Here is a 16792-nt window from a genome sequence, read left to right as displayed (position 1 = left end):
GTGCCTGCGCCGGTCCCGCGGCTCACCACTCACCCAGCCGGGTCATCCGGTCGGCCACCTTCTCCGGCGTCGGACCCCTGAGCTCGCCGGCCAGCCGGCCGTCGGCCAGGAAGGTCACCGAGTCCGCGTGCGAGGCGGCGACCGGGTCGTGGGTCACCATCACCACGGTCTGGCCGGTCTGGTCGACGACCCCCCGCAGCAGCTGGAGGACCTGCTTGCCGGTCCGGGTGTCGAGCGCGCCGGTCGGCTCGTCCGCGAAGATCACATCGGGTCTGGTGATGAGGGCCCGGGCGATGGCCACGCGCTGGCGCTGACCGCCGGAGAGCTGCCCGGGGTAGCGGTCGCCCATGTCGGCGAGCCCGACGTTCGCCAGCTCGGCGTTCACCCGGTCGGCGGGGACGGGGGCGCCGGCCAGCCGGAACGGCAGGCCCACGTTGTCGGCGATGGTGAGCGAGTCGAGCAGGTTGTACGCCTGGAAGACGAACCCGACGCGCTCCCGGCGGATCTCGGTGAGCTGCTCCTCGTCCAGTCCGGCCAGGCGGGTGTCACCGAGGGTCACCCCGCCGTTCGTGGGTTTGTCGAGACCCGCCGAGCAGTGCAGGAACGTGCTCTTGCCCGAGCCGGAGGGGCCCATGATCGCGACGAACGTCCCGCGCGGCACGCCTATCGTCACGTCGTCCAAGGCGGTGACCGCATTACGACCGGAACCGTAGGTTTTCGTCACGGATTCCAATAACAGAGCATACCTACTGGTCACTGCACACCCTTTCCCACTTTGCTGGAACGGTACCGTCCGGCGCCCTTCCCGATCAACCCGGCTCCGGCGGAAAACGATTTTTGGCCACGCCTCGAACAGTTGCGAATAACGACCCTCACCTGCGCCTTCCATAAGACCCGGACACCCCGGGCGGCCGCCCCGCCCGGACCCGGCGTCCGGCTCCCGGCTTTCCACCGGCGGACGGACCGGCCCGCGCGTTTCGGCCGGACCGGAACCAGGATCAAGATCGGAAAAGCGAAAAGCGCCTTCTGAGCTGGGACGACGAGGCCGGTCCAGGGCTTCCGCCACCACCGAGGGAGGGCACTTCCCGCGCGCACACTACCGGGTCACGACCCCAACTCGCCGTGTTGGCAGATGAATCCGGGGAGTCGGGGATCCCGGGCACCGGTTCGGCGGCGGTGCCGGACTTCCCGGACGACACCGGCCGGGGCACTGGCCGGAATGCCCGGGCCGGCGACACCGACGCCGGTCCCGTCGAATGCGCGGATCCCGCACCAATACGACATCCACTCGTTCTCCCCCGTTTGAAATACCGTCACCGGGCCGTTCGCCGCGCGACCGGCGTCCCGCCCGCCCCGGCCGGCCCGCACTCGAACAGGCTCGTACCCCGGACGAGGGCTCCCGGGCCGCCCTCCCGGGCCGCCCTCCCGGCCGGTCCGGCGGGCCACGGCGGGGGCACGGGGGCGCCGGCCGGGCGTCTCCCCCGTTCAAGCACCGCCCCGGCCAAGGCCCACGGCCCGGATAACGGCTCCGAACTGCGGGTTTCGCTCTGCGGTCAACAACATGGCCGCTCCACCCCGCCCGCCGAAATACTTCTCGTCGACCCCGGGGGGCGTTCAGCCGCCGGGCCGTGGGCGGGTCCCGCCCGGAAATCTCGGCGGCCGCGACGAAATCTGCCGCGCCGACAACGCTTGAAAATTCCCTCGCATCGATGGGCAGCGAAAACAATGATTCCTGCGGATCTGGAACGCGCCGTCTACGGAATGTACGCCACCCACGCTCTGCGCGTCGCGGACCGGCACGGCGTATTCGAGCACCTGACACGACACGGCGGTGACAGCGCCGGGAAGATCGCGGCCGCCCTGGACGTCGACGAGGACACCCTCGAACGGCTCCTGCTCGTCCTGTCCTCCTTCGGCGTCCTGGAGGCGGACGCCGAGGGCTACGCCCTCGCGGCGGACGTGCGTCCGTACGTCGACCGCGAGGACCCCCGCTACCTGATGGGGTTCGTCGGTCACCTGATCGACGACACCGCCGGGCAGTTCGGGCGGCTGAGCGGCTACCTGGACGTGGGCAAGGCCGAGACCGACCGGGACGCGCCGGCCCCCTTCGACGCCATCTACCGCGACGACGAGTCGGTGGGCCGCTTCCTGAACGCGATGTGGGGCCTCAGCCACCACGTCTCGCACGAGCTCGCCGCCCTGGCCGACCTGGGCGACGCCCGGCAGCTGATCGACGTGGGCGGGGCGAGCGGCCCCTTCTCGGTGGCCGCCCTGAAGGCCTTCCCGCAGCTGCGCTCGACCGTGTTCGACCTCCCCCGGGTCGGTCCGCACCTGGCCGCGCGGGCCGCCGAGCACGGGCTCGGCGACCGGCTGGGCTTCGCGGACGGCGACTTCTTCCGCGACCCGCTGCCGGCCGGCGACTGCTTCGCCTTCGGCTACATCCTGTCCGACTGGGACGACGAGACCTGTGTGACGCTGCTGCGCAAGGCGTACGAGGCGTGCCTGCCCGGCGGCCGGGTCCTGATCATGGAGCGGCTCTTCCACGACGACCGCAGCGGCCCGCTCGCCACGGCCGTCATGAACCTCTCCATGCACGTCGAGACCGAGGGCCGGCACCGGACCGCGGCCGAGTACCTCGACCTGCTGGGCCGGGCCGGCTTCACGGACGGCACGGTCCGGCGCTCCGCCGGGGACAAGCACCTGATCGTCGGTCGGCGCGCCGAGGGCGGGTCCGGGCGGTGAGCGCCGCCTGGGCCGCCACCCTGACCGGCTCGCGGGAACTGCCCGACTCCTGCGTCGAGCTGGCCGACCGGTTGCACGCGACGGCCGTCGCCGAGCTGCCCGAGGACGAGGTCCTGGAGCTGTCCGAGCGCCACGACGCGGCCCTGGCCGGACCGGACACCGACGAGAACGAGATCCTGCGGCTCCTGACCCGGCCGTTCAGCCGGCGTCTCGACATCCCCGAGTACTACCGCTACACCGGACTGCACGTGACCGGCTGGTACTTCGCCCGCTGGAAGGACCCGTACGAGGCGGGCCTGCTGCTGGTGCACGCGCTCGTGGCCGACCTGATCGCGCTGGAGGTGCGCGAGGCCGGACTGCACGAGACCACGGTCGAGGAGGGCGCCGAACGCGTGCGCCGCCTGGAGGCCGTGCTCGACCACCTGGGAGGATTCCCCCTCGGCCCGGGCCGCACCATGGCGAGCGCCGAGCTGGTCCGGCTCGCCGGGCACGACGACGCGCTGGTCCACGACCTGTCGGTGGTCAACCGCTGCTCGGGGTTCCGCCGGTCGGACAAGCACGACGAGCACATCTTCATGCGCACCGTGCAGGCCTGCGAGGTCGGCTTCTTCCTCGTCCGCCGGACCGCGCGCGGCGCCACCGAGGCCGTCGGCCGCGACGCCGGCGAGTACGCCCTGCGGATGAGCCAGTTCAACGCGGCGGCCGAGCTGCTGAACGTCCTCTTCCACGCGCTGAAGACGCTGACCCCGGAGCTCTTCATGGGCTTCCGGGACGCGACCGGCAGCGCCAGCGCCGTCCAGTCGCTCAACTACCACCTGATGGAACTGGTGGTGTACGGCTACGACGACCGGAAGACCGAGACCTACGAGCGGTTCGCGCACCTGGCCCCGGTCAACGACCCGGTGCTGCGGGAGTTCGTCTCCCTGCGCGACGCCACGGCCTGCGACCGGGACGCCGGCGTCCGCGAGGCGTTCACCGCGGGCGAGGCGCCGCTGCACGTCTGGCGCGGCCGGCACTACGGATTCGGCCGTCGCTATCTGCCGGACACGACGGGGTCCGGAGGCACCGAAGGTGCCGGTTACCTCAAACGCTTCGTCGGGAAGACCGGATTGGCTTCCGGTGACCGCACCGACGATGTCGAGCAATTGCTCACGCAATTCGCGTTCTGCTGACAGTGGTCAATCGATTCCTATCCCGGCGCCCCGCGCGCCGGTGAGTCGCGGCGACCGCCGCGGCTCCAAGCACACGTCGCCACACACTCACTTGAGAGGTGCTTGTGAACAGAATTCAGTCGACGGTCTCCGCGGAGAACCTGACGCAGTTCGAGACCCTCGCCCTGGACAGTTCGATGAACCTCGCCGACGGGCACGCCCGTCAGCAGCTCACGGCCGCCCAGAGCAAGGTCATCGCCGACCTGCCGAACCTGTGGGCCGAGGCCGCCATGCGCCCGGTGTCCGAGATCGAACAGGAGGCCGCCGACTCGTTCTTCGGCATGCTCGGCCAGCACAGCCACCCGTTCGCCGCCGGACGGACGCTGGCCTGCTACTCGTCCTCGCTGGCCATGGAGATCCTCGCCCGCTCGCTGGTCACCAGGACCGACGCGGTGGCGCTGATCCACCCCACCTTCGACAACATCCCCGACATCCTGCGCGGCGTCGGCCTGCGGCTCGTCCCGGTCGAGGAGGAGCAGGCCCACGACGACGACCTGCCGGCGGAGCTGCTCGGCCAGGTCGGCTGCGTCTTCATCACCACGCCGAACAACCCCACCGGCCGGGTGATGACCGAGGAGCGCCTGCGCAGGCTCGCCGAGCAGTGCGCCGAGCACGACGTGGTGCTGGCCCTGGACACCTCGTTCCGCGGGTTCGACCCCGCCGCGCAGTTCGACCACTACGCCGTCCTGGACGCGAGCGGTTGCCGCTGGGTGGTCATCGAGGACACCGGCAAGCTGTGGCCGACCCTGGAGCTCAAGATCGGCTGGCTGGTCCGCTCGGCCAACATCGACCTGCCGATCGAGAAGATCCACTCGGACATCCTGCTCGGCACCTCGCCGCTGATCATGCTCATGGTGAAGCGGTTCTCCGACGACGGCGCGGACGGCGGCCTGGCCGACCTCCAGCGCACCATCGCCGACCACCGGGCCCTGGTGCGCGCCGAGTTCGAGGGCGTGCCGGACATGAGCTTCGTCGACCAGCACGCCCGCACCAGCGTGGAGCGCCTGCACGTCGGCTCCCGGCTGGCGCTGGACGTCTGGTCGGCGGTCCGCACCCGCAACCTCTACGTGCTGCCCTGCCAGAAGTTCCACTGGGCGCGGCCGCACGAGGGCGACCGGATGCTGCGCCTGGCGCTGTCCCGGAACCCCTCCACCCTGCTCGCGGGCGCCCAGGTGCTGCGCGCGGCCCTCCTCGACACACCGGGGCAGCAGGGCTGATGGTTCCACCCGACACCAAGGTCGCACCGCTCCCGCACGCCCGGTGGTGGCGTGCGGGGGTGGTGCAGGCCGTCCCCCCGCCCGGGGTCATCGACCTCGGCCCCGGCTACCTCGAACCGGACCTGCTGCCGGTGGACGAGGTGCTCCCGCTCTACGCGGAGGCCCTCACCGAGTTCGGACCCGCGGCGCTCAGCTACGGCGCCAACGCCGGGGCCGACCCGGTGCGCGCCCTGCTGGCGGCCCGGCACGGCTGCACGGCCGAGGAGGTCATGGTCACCGCCGGCACCTCGCAGGCGCTGACCCTGCTCTGCACCGCCCTGGGCCGGCCCGGCCGGTCCGTCGTGGTCGAGCGCACGTCCTACGACCTGGGCCGGAGCATCATGGCCGACCACGGCCTGCGGCTGCGCGAGGCGGACGCCGACCACGAGGGCGTACGGCCGCAGGCCCTCGACCACGCCCTGTCGCTCGGCGAGGACGTGGCGTTCGTCTACCTGACGCCGACGTTCCACAACCCGACCGGCACGGTCGCGGGCGAGGCGCGCCGCCGGGAACTGCTCGTGGTCGCCGCCCGGCACGGCGTGCCGATCGTGGAGGACGACGCGTACGCGGAGCTCGGCCTGGACCGCGTCGCCCCGCCGCCGCCGCTCGCCGCGCTGGCCGGACGGCGGGGCGTGATCCGGCTCGGCTCGTTCGCCAAGACGCTCGGACCCGGCCTGCGGCTGGGCTGGCTGGAGGCCGAACCGGCCCTGATCCGCACGCTGACCGACCGCGGCCAGCTGGTCAGCGGCGGCGCGCTCAACCACCTGACCTCGCTGGCCGTGGCCATGCTGATGCGCGACGGCCGCTACGACCGGCGCCTGCTGTGGCTGCGTGAACAGCTGCGGCTGCGGCGCGACACGCTCGTCGCCGCCCTGCGGGCCGGCCTGGGCGAGTCGGTCGCCATCGACCGTCCGGCCGGCGGCTTCTTCGTCTGGCTGACCTTCGACCCGCGCCGCAGCGAGGCCTCGCTGCTCGCCGCGGCCGACCGGGCGGGCGTCGCGGTGGCACCGGGCTCCCGCTTCGGCGGCGCGGCCGGCACCCACCTGCGGCTCGCGTACAGCCTCAACTCGCCCGACCGTCTGGCGGAGGCGGCCGCACGGCTCGCCGCCGCCTGGAGAAACGAGGAAACCCCCCGATGACCAGTCCCGTCGTCAGCCCCCTGCGCGGCTACAGTCTCCCGCTCTCCCCCTCCGGCACCTCGTCCACGCTGACCCCTCCGCCGTGGCACTTCTCCGGCGAGGTCGTCATGGTCGACTACCGGGTGGACCCGGAGGCGGCCGCGCGGTTCCTCCCGCCCGAGCTGGACCTCGGCGCCGACCCCGGCCAGGCCGCCGCGGTCTTCGCGCACTGGCAGTGGTGCTCGGAGCCGGGCACCGAGCTGGCCGAGCCCGGCACCAGCCAGTTCAGCGAGTTCCTGATCCTGCTCGGCTGCGAGTACCGCGGCCGCCCGCTGGCCCGCTGCCCGTACGCCTGGGTCGACCAGCCCGTGCCGCTGCTGCGCGGCTGGGTGCAGGGCATGCCGAAGCAGTTCGGCGAGGTGCACCAGACCCGGCCGATGCGCGTCGGCAAGGCGGGCCCGCTGGGCTCCGCCGCGGGCACGTACCACGGCACCGCCTCCACGGGCGGCCGCCGGATCGCCCAGGCCTCGGTGAGCGTGACCGACGAGTCCCCCGAGCCGCCGTCGCTGCACAACGTGCCGCTGGTGCACAGCCGGGTCCAGCCGCAGTGGATCGCCGGTGAGCAGCCGCCCGTCGGGCTGGTGACCTCGACCGTCACGGGGGTCGAGTTCTCCGAGATCTGGTCGGGCGACGCCAGCCTGGAGATGTTCGACGTGCTCGACGCGGACTTCGCCTCGCTGCGGCCGGTGTCGGTCGGACGCGGCCACGTCTTCGGCTACGCCGAGACGCTCGTCTCCGGCCAGGAACTCTCCTGAAACCCGTCCCCCCGAAGGAGCTGACATGACGAACCCGTTCGACGACCCCGACGGGACCTTCAAGGTGCTGGTCAACGACGAGGGCCAGCACTCGCTCTGGCCGGCCTTCGCCGCCGTCCCCGAGGGCTGGTCGGTCTCACTGGCCGACACGGACCGCGCGGCCTGCCTCGCGTACGTCGAGGAGCACTGGACCGACATGCGTCCGAAGAGCCTCGCCGACCGCATGACCGCACGCTGATGGGCGTCGCGACCGTCGGCGGGACACGGCTGCACTACGACGACCACGGCCCCTCCGGCCGCGAGGGCCGCGAGGGCGGGGAGCCGGTCGTCATGGTCATGGGCGCGGGCGGTCGCGGCCGGGCGTGGCACCTGCACCAGGTGCCGGCGCTCACCGGGGCCGGCTACCGGGTGATCACGTACGACTCCCGGGGCGTGCCGCCGAGCGACCCGGGCGAGGAGGGCTTCACGGCCGCCGACCTGGTGGCCGACCTCGCCGGGCTCATCGAGCACCTGGACGCCGGGCCGTGCCGCCTGGTGGGGACGTCGCTCGGCGCACACGTGGTGCAGGAACTGCTACTCACCCGGCCCGACCTGGCCACCGCCGCCGTCCTGATGGCCACCCGCGGCCGCGACGACCAGCTGCGCGCGGCCGCCGCCCGGGCCGAGGTCGAGCTGCTGGACTCCGGCATCACGCTGCCGCCCCGGTACCACGCAGCGATGCAGGCGCTTCAGAACCTGTCCCCGCACACCCTCGACGACGATCTGGAGGTGTCCGACTGGCTGTCGGTGTTCGAGCAGTCGTCGGCCCCCGGGCCGGGGCTGCGGCACCAGCTCGCCATCACGCCGGACTCCGGACGCCTCGCGGCCTACGCCGCGATCACCACGCCGTGCCTGGTCATCGGCTTCACCGACGACCTGGTCACGCCCCCGCACCTGGTCGCCGAGGTGGCCCGCGCCATCCCCGGCGCCGTCCACCAGCAGATCCACCGCGCGGGTCACTACGGGTACCTGGAGCAGCCGGACGACGTGAACCGTCAGATCCTCGAGTTCTTCGCCGGCACCCCGGCCCGCCCGCTCGCGCGAACGGGCCACGCGGCCTCGCCCGAGCGCCCGGCGACCGGCCCCTGACCCGCTTCCCCACGGAGGAGCTGCCGATGACCGCCGTACCCCCGAAGACCGTCGTCGTCGTGCCGACCTACAACGAGCGGGACAACCTGCCCGTCCTGGCCGGTCTGCTCGCGGACCTGCCGGTACCGAACCTGCACCTGCTCGTGGTCGACGACAACTCGCCCGACGGCACCGGCGAGGTCGCGGACAAACTCGCCGCCGACGCGCCGGAGACCGTCGGCGTGCTGCACCGCAGCGCCAAGGACGGCCTCGGCCGCGCCTACGTCGCCGGCATGACCCGGGCGCTGGACGAGGGCGCCGACATCGTCGTCCAGATGGACGCCGACCTCTCGCACCCGGCCTCGGTGCTCCCGGTCATGATCGACACGCTGCTGACGAGGAACGCCGCCGCCGTGATCGGCTCGCGCTACGTACCCGGCGGCTCGACCGCCTCCGAGTGGCCCTGGACCCGCAAGGCCCTCTCGGCCTGGGCCAACCTCTACGTCAACGCGATCCTGCGGCTGCGCCTGAAGGACGCCACCGCCGGGTACAAGGCGTGGCGGGCCGAGACCCTGCGCGCGATCGACCTGGACTCCGTGCACAGCAACGGGTACTCCTTCCAGGTCGAGATGAACCACCGCGCGGTCAGCCGGGGGTTCACCATCCTGGAGGTGCCGATCCGCTTCGAGGAACGCGAGCAGGGCGTCTCGAAGATGAGCCTGGCGGTCCAGCTGGAATCCGCGCTCACCCCGTGGAAGCTGCGTTTCGGCGGCAGGCGCTGAACCCATGATCCCCGGGCCCCCGGCGCACCCCCGTCGCCGGGGCCCGGTCGCCGGCGGGTCCGCGCCCCGCTTCCGGAGACCGCCCGTCCACCGGCGCGGCCTCCGGCGCGGACCCGCCGTTCGGGTGCGGACCGTACGTCGTTGACGAGTGGGCAAGTGCCCACTACGGTGAACGGGTGACTGATTTCGGAGGGACGGTCAGGTCCGGCACGCGGCGGACGGATTCCCCCGCGGCACCCGGCGAGCCCCCTGACGAGCCGTTCCTGGCACAGGCCCGGCGGCTGGACGCCCAGGATCCCCTGGCGGGCCACCGCGAGGAGTTCGTGATCGCCGATCCGGCGGTGGTCTACCTGGACGGCAACTCCCTGGGCCGGCTGCCGCGGGCGACCCGCGACCGGCTGCACGAGGCCGTCGAGGAGTGGGGCTCGGAGCTGATCGACGGCTGGCGGCGGTGGCTGCCGCTCGGCCGGGAGATCGGCGACCTCGCGGCCGGGATCGTCGGCGCCGAACCGGGCGAGGTGGTGGTGTCGGACTCGACCGGCGTCAACCTCTACAAGCTGGCCGTCGCCGCGCTCGACGCCCGGCCCGGGCGCGATGTGATCCTCACCGACGACGACAACTTCCCCACCGACCGCTACATCCTGGAGGGCATCGCCGCCGCCCGCGGCCTGACGCTGCGGCAGATCGCGGTGGATCCCGACGAGGGACTGCGGCTGCCCGAGGTGGCGGCGGCCTTGGACGAGCGGGTGGCGCTGGTCTGCCTCTCCCACGTGGCCTACCGCTCCGGCGCGGTGACCGATCTGGCGGGGGTGACGGCCGAGGCGCACCGGCACGGCGCGCTGGTCCTCTGGGACCTCTGCCACTCGGCGGGCGCGGTGCCGGTCGGACTCTCCGCGGCGGGCGCGGACCTGGCCGTCGGCTGCACCTACAAGCACCTCAACGGCGGCCCGGGGTCGCCCGCCTTCCTCTACGTCCGGCGGGATCTCCAGCCGCGGCTGCGGCAGCCGATCTGGGGCTGGTTCGGGCAGACCGACCAGTTCGCCATGGGCCCGTCCTACCGGCCCGTGCCGGAGATCGAACGCTTCCTGGTCGGCACTCCCCCGGTGCTGGCCGGCTACGCGGTGCGCGAGGGCCTGCGGCTCACGGCGGCCGCCGGCATCGAGGCCATCGCCGCCAAGGGCCGGGGGCTGGCCGACTACGCGCAGGCGCTGGTCGACGCCTGGCTCGTCCCGCTCGGCTTCCGGGTCGCCTCACCGGCCGACCCGCGGCGCCGCGGGGCCCACCTGACACTGCATCACCCGGCCGCCTGGCAGGTGTGCCAGGCCGCGAAGTCGGTCGGGGTGGTCCCCGACCACCGCGCCCCCCAGCGCCTCCGGCTGGGGTTCCCGCCCCTCTACACCCGCTACACCGACGTCCACACCGGGCTCTCGCGGCTGCGCGAGGTGGTCGCCTCCGGCCGGCACCTGGACTTCCCGGAGACCACGGACGGGCCGACCTGATGACGACGACGGACAGGAGCGCGGGCGAGACCTACCCGCCGGAGCTGGCGCGGCTGACCGCCGGCCCGCCGGGGGCCTACCGGATCGTCCGCTACGGGCCCGCACCGGAGCAGTACGGCGAGTACTGGCCCGGCGGCGACGGCGCGGCGGCGGTGCTGATCCACGGGGGCTACTGGCGGGCGCGCTACCGGCTCGACCTGATGCACCTGCTCGCCGCCGACCTCCAGGCCCGCGGCTACGCGGTCTGGAACGTCGAGTACCGGCGCACGGGCCTGCCGGGCGGCGGCTGGCCGGGCACCTTCCGGGACGTGGCCGCCGCGCTGGACGCCGTCGCCTCCCTCGGCGGCGGGGCGGTCGATCCCGCCCGGGTCGCGGTGATCGGCCACTCGGCCGGGGGCCAACTGGCGCTCTGGGCGGCCCGGCGGCCCCGCGCGTCCTCGGGCCCGGTGGCGCCGGCCGTGGCGGTGTCGCTGGCCGGCGTCTGCGACCTGCGCCTGGCCGCGCGGCTGGGCCTGAGCGACGGCGCGGTGGCCGAACTGCTCGGCGGCGGGCCGGCCGACCGGCCGCGGGTGTACCGGCAGGCCGACCCGATGGCGCTGCTCCCGCTCGGCCTGCCGCAGCTGGTGGTGCACGGCACCGCCGACCGGCACGTGCCGTACGAGCTGAGCCGGCGCTACGCCGAGGCCGCCGGGCCGGAGGCGGTCCTGCTGGAGCTGCCCGGGGCCGACCACTTCGACGTCATCGACCCCGGCACCGCGGCCTGGGCGCGGACGGCGGGGGAGCTGGCGCGGCTGCTGCCCGCCGACGCCGGGCGAGGGTGACGGTCCCTCGCATCGCCTGTAAGCGGCGGAGACGCACGCCCCTTCGACAGCCCGGCGATCCGTCGGCCCGTTTCCGGAAATGAGGTGGGCAATCGCCCACTTCCTCGTAGCATGAGGCGCATGTCGCAACGATTCATACGCCTCGTCGCCCCGCTGGCAGCGGTCCTCGGGCTGCTGCTGATCGCGGGCACCCCGCCGGCCTCCGCCGCCCCCGCCGGGCCCTCCTTACGGGCCGCCGCCACCGGGCCCGAGCTCCCGGCCCCCACCGGCGGCCGTCCGGTCGGCACCAGGACGCTCCACCTCGTCGACACCTCGCGGCCCGACCCGTGGAAGCCGGACACCGCCTTCCGGGAACTCATGACCACCGTCTGGTACCCGGCCCTCCTCCCCTCGGAGCGCACGGCCCCGTTCATGTCCCCCGAACTGTCCACCGCCGCGTTCGGCACGGACGCGCTCGCCACCGTACGCACCCACGCGACCCTCGACGCGCTGCCGCTGCCCGGACGGCGGCCGCTGGTCGTGCTGTCCCCCGGCTTCGGCATGAGCCGGGTCTCCCTGACCTCGCTCGCCGAGGACCTCGCCTCCCGGGGTTACCTGGTGGCCGCGCTGGACCACACCTACGAGGCGGTCGTGGAGTTCCCCGGCCACCGGGTGGAGCCCTGCCTCAACTGCACCGGCCAGGGCGGGGCGGACGTCGTGCGCAGCCGGGTGCGGGACATCCGCTTCCTGCTCGACCGGCTGACCCCGGCCCGCTCCGGGTTCGGCGTCGACTGCTCCCGGATCGCCGTCGCCGGCCACGCCATCGGGGGCTCGGCCGCCGTCGAGACCGCGGCCGAGGATCCCCGGGTGGCGGCCGCCGTCAATCTGGAGGGCACCTTCTTCACCCCGCCGCCCGCGCGGCCGCTGACCCGCCCGGTGCTGCTGCTCGGCGCCCAGTGGCCCACCGCCGGCGGGACCCCGGCCGCCAACTGGGCCGACCGCTGGGCCGCTCTCACCGGCTGGAAGCGCTGGCTGAGCGTGCCCACCGCCGGCCACATGTCCTTCAGCGACGCCCACTGGCTGTACGAGCACTTCGACCTGACCGAGGTGATCCCGCCCGTCCTGGCCCCGGCCCTGTTCGGGACGGTCTCGGGTGAGCGCGCCACCGGGATCACCCGCTCCTACGTCGGCGCCTTCCTCGACGAACAGCTGCGCGGGATCCCGGGCCCGCTGTTCGACGGCCCCTCCCCGGCCTTCCCCGAGGTCGGGTTCGTCCGGCCGTAGCGCCGCCCGTCCTCGGCCCCGGCACGGCGGAGCCGGCCCGCGGCCACCCGGCGAGGGTGGCGGCGGGCCGGCTCGGCCGTACTGTGCTGTGCCTAGGACCGTTCGGCGACGACGATGCCGTAGCCGAATCCGGCGGCCTCCAGGCGCAGCACGATGCTGTCGAACTGGTCCACGACCTGGGCGCCGAACCGCTCGGTGAGCGACGCGCGGTCGCCCTCCAGCGTGCGCCGCATGCAGGCCAGGGTCCGGGCCACCGTCCGGTCGCTGACGTCGGTGATCTCCAGCGGGGTCAGGCCGGCCCGTTCCAGCAGGGCCGGGTACTCCTGGAGCGCCGTCAACTTGCCCATCAGCACGGCGTACTGCGGCGCCTCGGCCGGCCGCGACGCGGCGGGCGCGGACCGGTCCAGGAAGTCGGTCAGGGCGAGCCGTCCACCGGGCCTCAGGACGGCGGCGGCCTGCCGGAGCACGGCGAGCCGGTCCGGCATCGCCATGATCGACTCGAACAGCCACACCGCGTCGAAGGACTCCGGGGCGAAGGAGAGGCCGGCGGCGTCCTCGCAGCGGAACTCCACCCGGTCGGCGACCCCCGCCTCCCGGGCCTTGGCCGTGGCCAGCCGCGCCTGGACCGGGCTGTTGGTGACCCCGACGACCGAGGCGCCGGTCGACGTCGCCAGCTGGATCGCCGGCGCGCCCGTCCCGCAGCCGATGTCGAGCACCCGCCGCCCCGGGCCGACCCCCACCCGCTCCACCATCAGCGCGGTGAGCCGCCGGGACGCCTCGGCCATCGTGGCCGGGTCGTCCGGGGACTCCCAGTACCCCATGTGCAGGCTTCCACCCGACAGTTCGGCGAGGAACTCGCTGGTGTCGTTGTAGAAGCCGTCCTCCGCCTCCCGCTGGGAGAGGCGCCCCGTCGGGGCGGTCCCGCCTCGTGCCATGTCCACTCCTTCGCGGTCGCCCGGGGGTGTCACCCGGCCGCGGGCGACCGCATCGTCGTCGGTGCCGGTGGGCTGTCGTCCTCCCCCCGGCGGCCGCGGTCGCGGCGGTCAGCCGATCCGGTCGAGCACCCGCTGTTCCAGGGCCGGATCCAGCCCCCGTGCGGCGGCCGCCTGCCACGGCGGCTCGCCCTCGCGCTCCAGCCAGGACCAGCTGTCGGCCAGGGTGTCCCGCAGCGGGCGGCCGGTGTCGAGGCCGGCGGCGTGCGCGGCCGAGACGTCGACGTCGTTGATGCCGCCCCGCAGCGCGGCGGGGAGCCAGAACGGGATGTCGAGGTAGGGGCGGACGCCGGCGGCCAGCAGGTCGTCGTCGCCGACCCAGACCAGTTCGGCGTCGGAGCCGGTCACCTCGCGCATGGTCTCCAGCAGCTCGCCCATGGTGTGGCGGCCGCGGGCGCACACCGTGTTGAACACGCCGCCGGTGCCGCGCTCGGCCGCGTCCAGCAGCCAGGGCGCGTGGTCCCGCACGTCGACGTACTGGAACGGGTCGTCGGCGCGGCCCGGCGCCAGGACCCGCCCGCCGCGGCGGACGCGGCGCAGCCACCAGGTCAGCGAGCCGACGTCCTCGTACGGGCCGAGCATCGGCCCGGGCCGGGTGATCAGCGCGCGGTCGCCGAAGGCACGTTGGACGGCGAGCTCGCAGCCGCGTTTGGCGACCGGGTAGAAGCCGTCCCCGGGGTCGTCCGGGTCGCCGTCGATCGTGGCCGCGCGCTCGTCGGCGCCGTGCGGCACCGGGGGCCGGTAGACCACCCAGCTGGAGACGTAGGAGCAGTGGCCGGCCCGGTCCGCCAGGAACGCGGCGCAGTCGCCGAGGACCTTGGGGGCGCCGGTCCAGGTGTCGACCACCGCGTCGAAGGTGCGCTCGCCGATGGCCGCGCGCAGGGCCCGCGGGTCCGTACGGTCGGCGATCAGGGGCTCGACGCCCTCGGCGGCCGGGCGGTTGCCCCGGTTGAGGGTGCTCACCTTGTCCCCGCGCTCCAGCGCGGCGTCGACGACGGAGCGGCCCACGAAGTGGGTTCCGCCCAGCACCAGCAGTCTCATGACGCCCTCCAGGGGTCCGTTGGTGCCCCGGCCCTCGCGCGGGCCGGGGAGGACGCGGCCGTGCGGCCGGGTCCGGTCGGAGGGCTGTGGGAGTTCCCGGGTCTCGTGGTGGCCGGCCACCACGAGACCCGGATCCGTCACCGGCGTCCCCTCGGGCGACGGACGTTCCGGTGGGCGGGCCGCCCGGGGGCCGGGGCCCACGGGGCGGCCCGGCGGTCAGCCGTCGGTGCGCGCCGCGGTGACCGCCACGGTGGCGTAGTTCATCGTGAAGCTGCCGCCCATGGCGTCGATCGCGGTCCCGGCGCCCTCCAGCACCTCCGCCATCTTGTCCGCCGGCAGCCGGGTGAACGCACCCAGCGTGGGCATCTGGTCGAGCCAGGCCTCGCGGCTGTAGTTCCACGCCCAGTCGAAGCGCCACTGCTCCGGCTCGCCGAAGCCGCCGGCCTCGCGGATCCCGTCGGAGGTCTTGGTGAAGAACCCCTCGTACCCGGCCATGGCGTTGTTGAGCATCGCCCCGAAGTCGAAGGGCGCGTTCGGCATGACCCGGCGGCAGACCTCGGCGATCGCGTCGGCGACCTCGGACGGGAACTGGAAGACGTTCCAGAACGCCGCCAGCCGGCCGCCGGGCCGCAGGATCCGCGCGGCCTTGGCGGCACCCGCGGCCGGGTCGACCCAGTGCCACGCCTGTGCGGCGACGACCGCGTCGAACTGCCGGCCGGCCGGCTTCCACTCCTCGAAGGTCGCCTCGTCGACCTCCAGGCCGAACCGGCGGGCGACCTCGGCCAGGCGCGCGTCGGGCTCGATCCCGAGGACGCCGCACCCGGCCTTCTGGAACTGCCGGGCGGCGATGCCGGTGCCGGTGCCGACGTCGAGGACCTCGCGTCCGGAGCTGCCGGCGACGAGACGCTCCACCAGCTCCTCGGGGTAGCGGGGCCTGGCCCGGTCGTAGCGCTCGGCGTCCACCCCGAACGACTCCGCGACCTGGCGCTGCTGATGCACTTCACTGCTCGGATTAGTGGGCATGTGCCCATTTTAGGTGGGCGAACGCCCACTGGTCAACTCGACCTGACGGTCGGTCAGTCCGATCCGCCCGCGCACCAGGCCGGTTGACCGCCGCCCGCGAACAGCCGCCCACGGGCGGCCGACCGGGAGCGGCCGGCCGACCGGCGGCTGACCGACCGGCGGACGGACCGCTTCACGGCCGCCCGGGAGCGGCGGCGACCACCAGGCCGTAGCCGAAGCCGGCCTTCTCCAGCAGCGGGAGGACGGACTCGTACTGCCGCACCACCCGGCTGCCGAAGGTGCGCACCAGCTCCTCGTTGTCGTCGGTGAGCCGGCGCCGCAGGCAGTCGAGCGTGCGGGCCACCGTGTGCTCGGTGATGTCGGTCCGCTCGACCGGCACCAGCCCGGCCCGCTCCAGCAGCGCGGAGTACTCCGCCAGCGGGATCGGCCTGGCCACCAGCGAGGCGTGCCCGTGCTCCCGGGAGTGCTCCGCGAGGTCCCCCACCGCCTGCTCCATCGGCGCCGGCGCCGGGTCCAGGTCCAGCAGGTCGGTCAGCGCGACCCGGCCGCCGGGGCGCAGCACCCGCGCCACCTCCCGCAGCGCGCCGAGCCGGTCCGGCAGGTGGAAGATCGACTCGATCATCAGGACGGCGTCGAAGGAGTCCGCCTCGAAGTCCAGGACGGTCGCGTCCGCACAGCTGAAGGACACCCGGTCGGCCACGCCCGCCTCCCGGGCGGCACGGACGGCGGCCTCGATCTGCACGGCGCTGTTGGTGACGCCGACGACCCGCGCGCCCGTCGACCGGGCCAGCCGGATGGACGGCGCGCCCGAGCCGCAGCCCAGGTCCAGGGCGCGGTCGCCCGGCTTCAGCCCGAGCTTGCCCGCCAGCAGGTCGGTGAGCTGCCCGGACGCCTCGGCCATCGTGGCCGGGTCATCCGGGGAGGTCCAGTAGCCCTCGTGCAGGCTCCCGCCGAACAGGTCGGTCAGGAGGCCGCTGAGGTCGTCGTAGAAGCCGGCCACCTCGGTCGACGGCGGGGCCTCGCCCGCCGGTGCCGGGGTGGCCGGAGTGGTGGTCCGATCGGTCATCGGCTCGTCCTCTTTCGCAGGGGGATCGAAGGGTGCGGGGCCGGGCGGGCGGGGCG

At 74.0% G+C, this 16792-nt stretch carries 16 protein-coding genes; 11 read left to right on the top strand and 5 right to left on the bottom strand.

Features of this window, described 5'->3' with window-relative positions; genetic code table 11:
* Positions 1–22 precede the first annotated feature (22 nt).
* A complete protein-coding gene (locus tag ACWEQL_RS06765; protein ID WP_452149101.1) occupies positions 23–682 on the bottom strand; it encodes an ABC transporter ATP-binding protein in 660 nt (219 codons plus the stop codon).
* Between the two features lie 1043 nt (positions 683–1725).
* On the opposite strand from ACWEQL_RS06765, the gene ACWEQL_RS06760 reads away from it, so the two are divergent.
* From ACWEQL_RS06760 to ACWEQL_RS06710, 11 genes are all read left to right on the top strand, one after another.
* Positions 1726–2742 carry a methyltransferase gene (locus tag ACWEQL_RS06760; RefSeq protein WP_452149100.1) on the top strand — a complete coding sequence of 339 codons (1017 nt, stop codon included), beginning with the start codon at positions 1726–1728 and terminating at the stop codon, positions 2740–2742.
* A complete protein-coding gene (locus ACWEQL_RS06755; protein ID WP_452149099.1) occupies positions 2739–3914 on the top strand; it encodes a tryptophan 2,3-dioxygenase family protein in 1176 nt (391 codons plus the stop codon). The genes ACWEQL_RS06760 and ACWEQL_RS06755 overlap by 4 nt, the downstream gene beginning before the upstream one ends.
* A 104-nt stretch (positions 3915–4018) precedes the next feature.
* Entirely contained in the window at positions 4019–5170 is a 1152-nt protein-coding gene (mppP, locus tag ACWEQL_RS06750; protein WP_452149098.1) for an enduracididine biosynthesis enzyme MppP, read from the top strand.
* The gene (locus tag ACWEQL_RS06745; protein ID WP_452149097.1) at positions 5170–6348 is read left to right on the top strand and encodes an aminotransferase class I/II-fold pyridoxal phosphate-dependent enzyme; all 1179 of its coding nucleotides are present in this window, start codon (positions 5170–5172) and stop codon (positions 6346–6348) included. The genes mppP and ACWEQL_RS06745 overlap by 1 nt, the downstream gene beginning before the upstream one ends.
* Entirely contained in the window at positions 6345–7142 is a 798-nt protein-coding gene (gene mppR / locus ACWEQL_RS06740) for an enduracididine biosynthesis enzyme MppR (protein WP_452149096.1), read from the top strand. Before ACWEQL_RS06745 ends, mppR begins: the two co-directional genes overlap by 4 nt.
* Before the next feature lie 25 nt (positions 7143–7167).
* A complete protein-coding gene (locus ACWEQL_RS06735; protein ID WP_452149095.1) occupies positions 7168–7380 on the top strand; it encodes an MbtH family protein in 213 nt (70 codons plus the stop codon).
* On the top strand, positions 7380–8270 hold the full coding sequence (locus ACWEQL_RS06730) for an alpha/beta fold hydrolase (RefSeq protein ID WP_452149094.1): 891 nt from the start codon (positions 7380–7382) through the stop codon (positions 8268–8270). The genes ACWEQL_RS06735 and ACWEQL_RS06730 overlap by 1 nt, the downstream gene beginning before the upstream one ends.
* A 26-nt stretch (positions 8271–8296) precedes the next feature.
* On the top strand, positions 8297–9031 hold the full coding sequence (locus ACWEQL_RS06725) for a polyprenol monophosphomannose synthase (RefSeq protein WP_452149093.1): 735 nt from the start codon (positions 8297–8299) through the stop codon (positions 9029–9031).
* 176 nt (positions 9032–9207) lie between these two features.
* Entirely contained in the window at positions 9208–10530 is a 1323-nt protein-coding gene (kynU, locus tag ACWEQL_RS06720) for a kynureninase (RefSeq protein ID WP_452149092.1), read from the top strand.
* Positions 10530–11351 carry an alpha/beta hydrolase family protein gene (locus ACWEQL_RS06715; RefSeq protein ID WP_452149091.1) on the top strand — a complete coding sequence of 274 codons (822 nt, stop codon included), beginning with the start codon at positions 10530–10532 and terminating at the stop codon, positions 11349–11351. Before kynU ends, ACWEQL_RS06715 begins: the two co-directional genes overlap by 1 nt.
* A gap of 120 nt (positions 11352–11471) precedes the next feature.
* Entirely contained in the window at positions 11472–12614 is a 1143-nt protein-coding gene (locus tag ACWEQL_RS06710) for an alpha/beta hydrolase family protein (RefSeq protein WP_452149090.1), read from the top strand.
* 92 nt (positions 12615–12706) lie between these two features.
* Here ACWEQL_RS06710 and ACWEQL_RS06705 read toward each other — a convergent pair whose 3' ends face one another.
* The 4 genes from ACWEQL_RS06705 to ACWEQL_RS06690 all read right to left on the bottom strand — a co-directional run bounded on the left by ACWEQL_RS06705 (position 12707) and on the right by ACWEQL_RS06690 (position 16736).
* Positions 12707–13549 carry an SAM-dependent methyltransferase gene (locus ACWEQL_RS06705; protein ID WP_452149089.1) on the bottom strand — a complete coding sequence of 281 codons (843 nt, stop codon included), beginning with the start codon at positions 13547–13549 and terminating at the stop codon, positions 12707–12709.
* Between the two features lie 108 nt (positions 13550–13657).
* The gene (locus ACWEQL_RS06700) at positions 13658–14788 is read right to left on the bottom strand and encodes an NAD-dependent epimerase/dehydratase family protein (protein WP_452149088.1); all 1131 of its coding nucleotides are present in this window, start codon (positions 14786–14788) and stop codon (positions 13658–13660) included.
* 75 nt (positions 14789–14863) lie between these two features.
* Positions 14864–15670 (bottom strand): class I SAM-dependent methyltransferase, encoded by an 807-nt coding sequence (locus tag ACWEQL_RS06695; protein WP_452149087.1) that lies wholly within the window; start codon positions 15668–15670, stop codon positions 14864–14866.
* Positions 15671–15842: 172 nt separating this feature from the next.
* A complete protein-coding gene (locus tag ACWEQL_RS06690) occupies positions 15843–16736 on the bottom strand; it encodes an SAM-dependent methyltransferase (protein ID WP_452149086.1) in 894 nt (297 codons plus the stop codon).
* Positions 16737–16792 lie beyond the last annotated feature (56 nt).

It is taken from the genome of Kitasatospora sp. NPDC004240 (assembly GCF_053603215.1).
The sequence above is the reverse complement of the archived record's forward strand: the minus strand, read 5'-3'. Positions and strand labels throughout refer to the sequence as shown.

What these genes read in the sequence shown, in the direction of transcription:
- ACWEQL_RS06760 (WP_452149100.1), top strand. Translation starts at nt 1,726, where the DNA reads ATGATTCCTGCGGATCTGGAACGCGCCGTCTACGGAATGTACGCCACC.
- ACWEQL_RS06745 (WP_452149097.1), top strand. Translation starts at nt 5,170, where the DNA reads ATGGTTCCACCCGACACCAAGGTCGCACCGCTCCCGCACGCCCGGTGG.
- mppR (WP_452149096.1), top strand. Translation starts at nt 6,345, where the DNA reads ATGACCAGTCCCGTCGTCAGCCCCCTGCGCGGCTACAGTCTCCCGCTC.
- ACWEQL_RS06735 (WP_452149095.1), top strand. Translation starts at nt 7,168, where the DNA reads ATGACGAACCCGTTCGACGACCCCGACGGGACCTTCAAGGTGCTGGTC.
- ACWEQL_RS06730 (WP_452149094.1), top strand. Translation starts at nt 7,380, where the DNA reads ATGGGCGTCGCGACCGTCGGCGGGACACGGCTGCACTACGACGACCAC.
- ACWEQL_RS06725 (WP_452149093.1), top strand. Translation starts at nt 8,297, where the DNA reads ATGACCGCCGTACCCCCGAAGACCGTCGTCGTCGTGCCGACCTACAAC.
- ACWEQL_RS06715 (WP_452149091.1), top strand. Translation starts at nt 10,530, where the DNA reads ATGACGACGACGGACAGGAGCGCGGGCGAGACCTACCCGCCGGAGCTG.
- ACWEQL_RS06710 (WP_452149090.1), top strand. Translation starts at nt 11,472, where the DNA reads ATGTCGCAACGATTCATACGCCTCGTCGCCCCGCTGGCAGCGGTCCTC.
- ACWEQL_RS06705 (WP_452149089.1), bottom strand. Translation starts at nt 13,549, where the DNA reads ATGGCACGAGGCGGGACCGCCCCGACGGGGCGCCTCTCCCAGCGGGAG.
- ACWEQL_RS06695 (WP_452149087.1), bottom strand. Translation starts at nt 15,670, where the DNA reads ATGCCCACTAATCCGAGCAGTGAAGTGCATCAGCAGCGCCAGGTCGCG.
- ACWEQL_RS06690 (WP_452149086.1), bottom strand. Translation starts at nt 16,736, where the DNA reads ATGACCGATCGGACCACCACTCCGGCCACCCCGGCACCGGCGGGCGAG.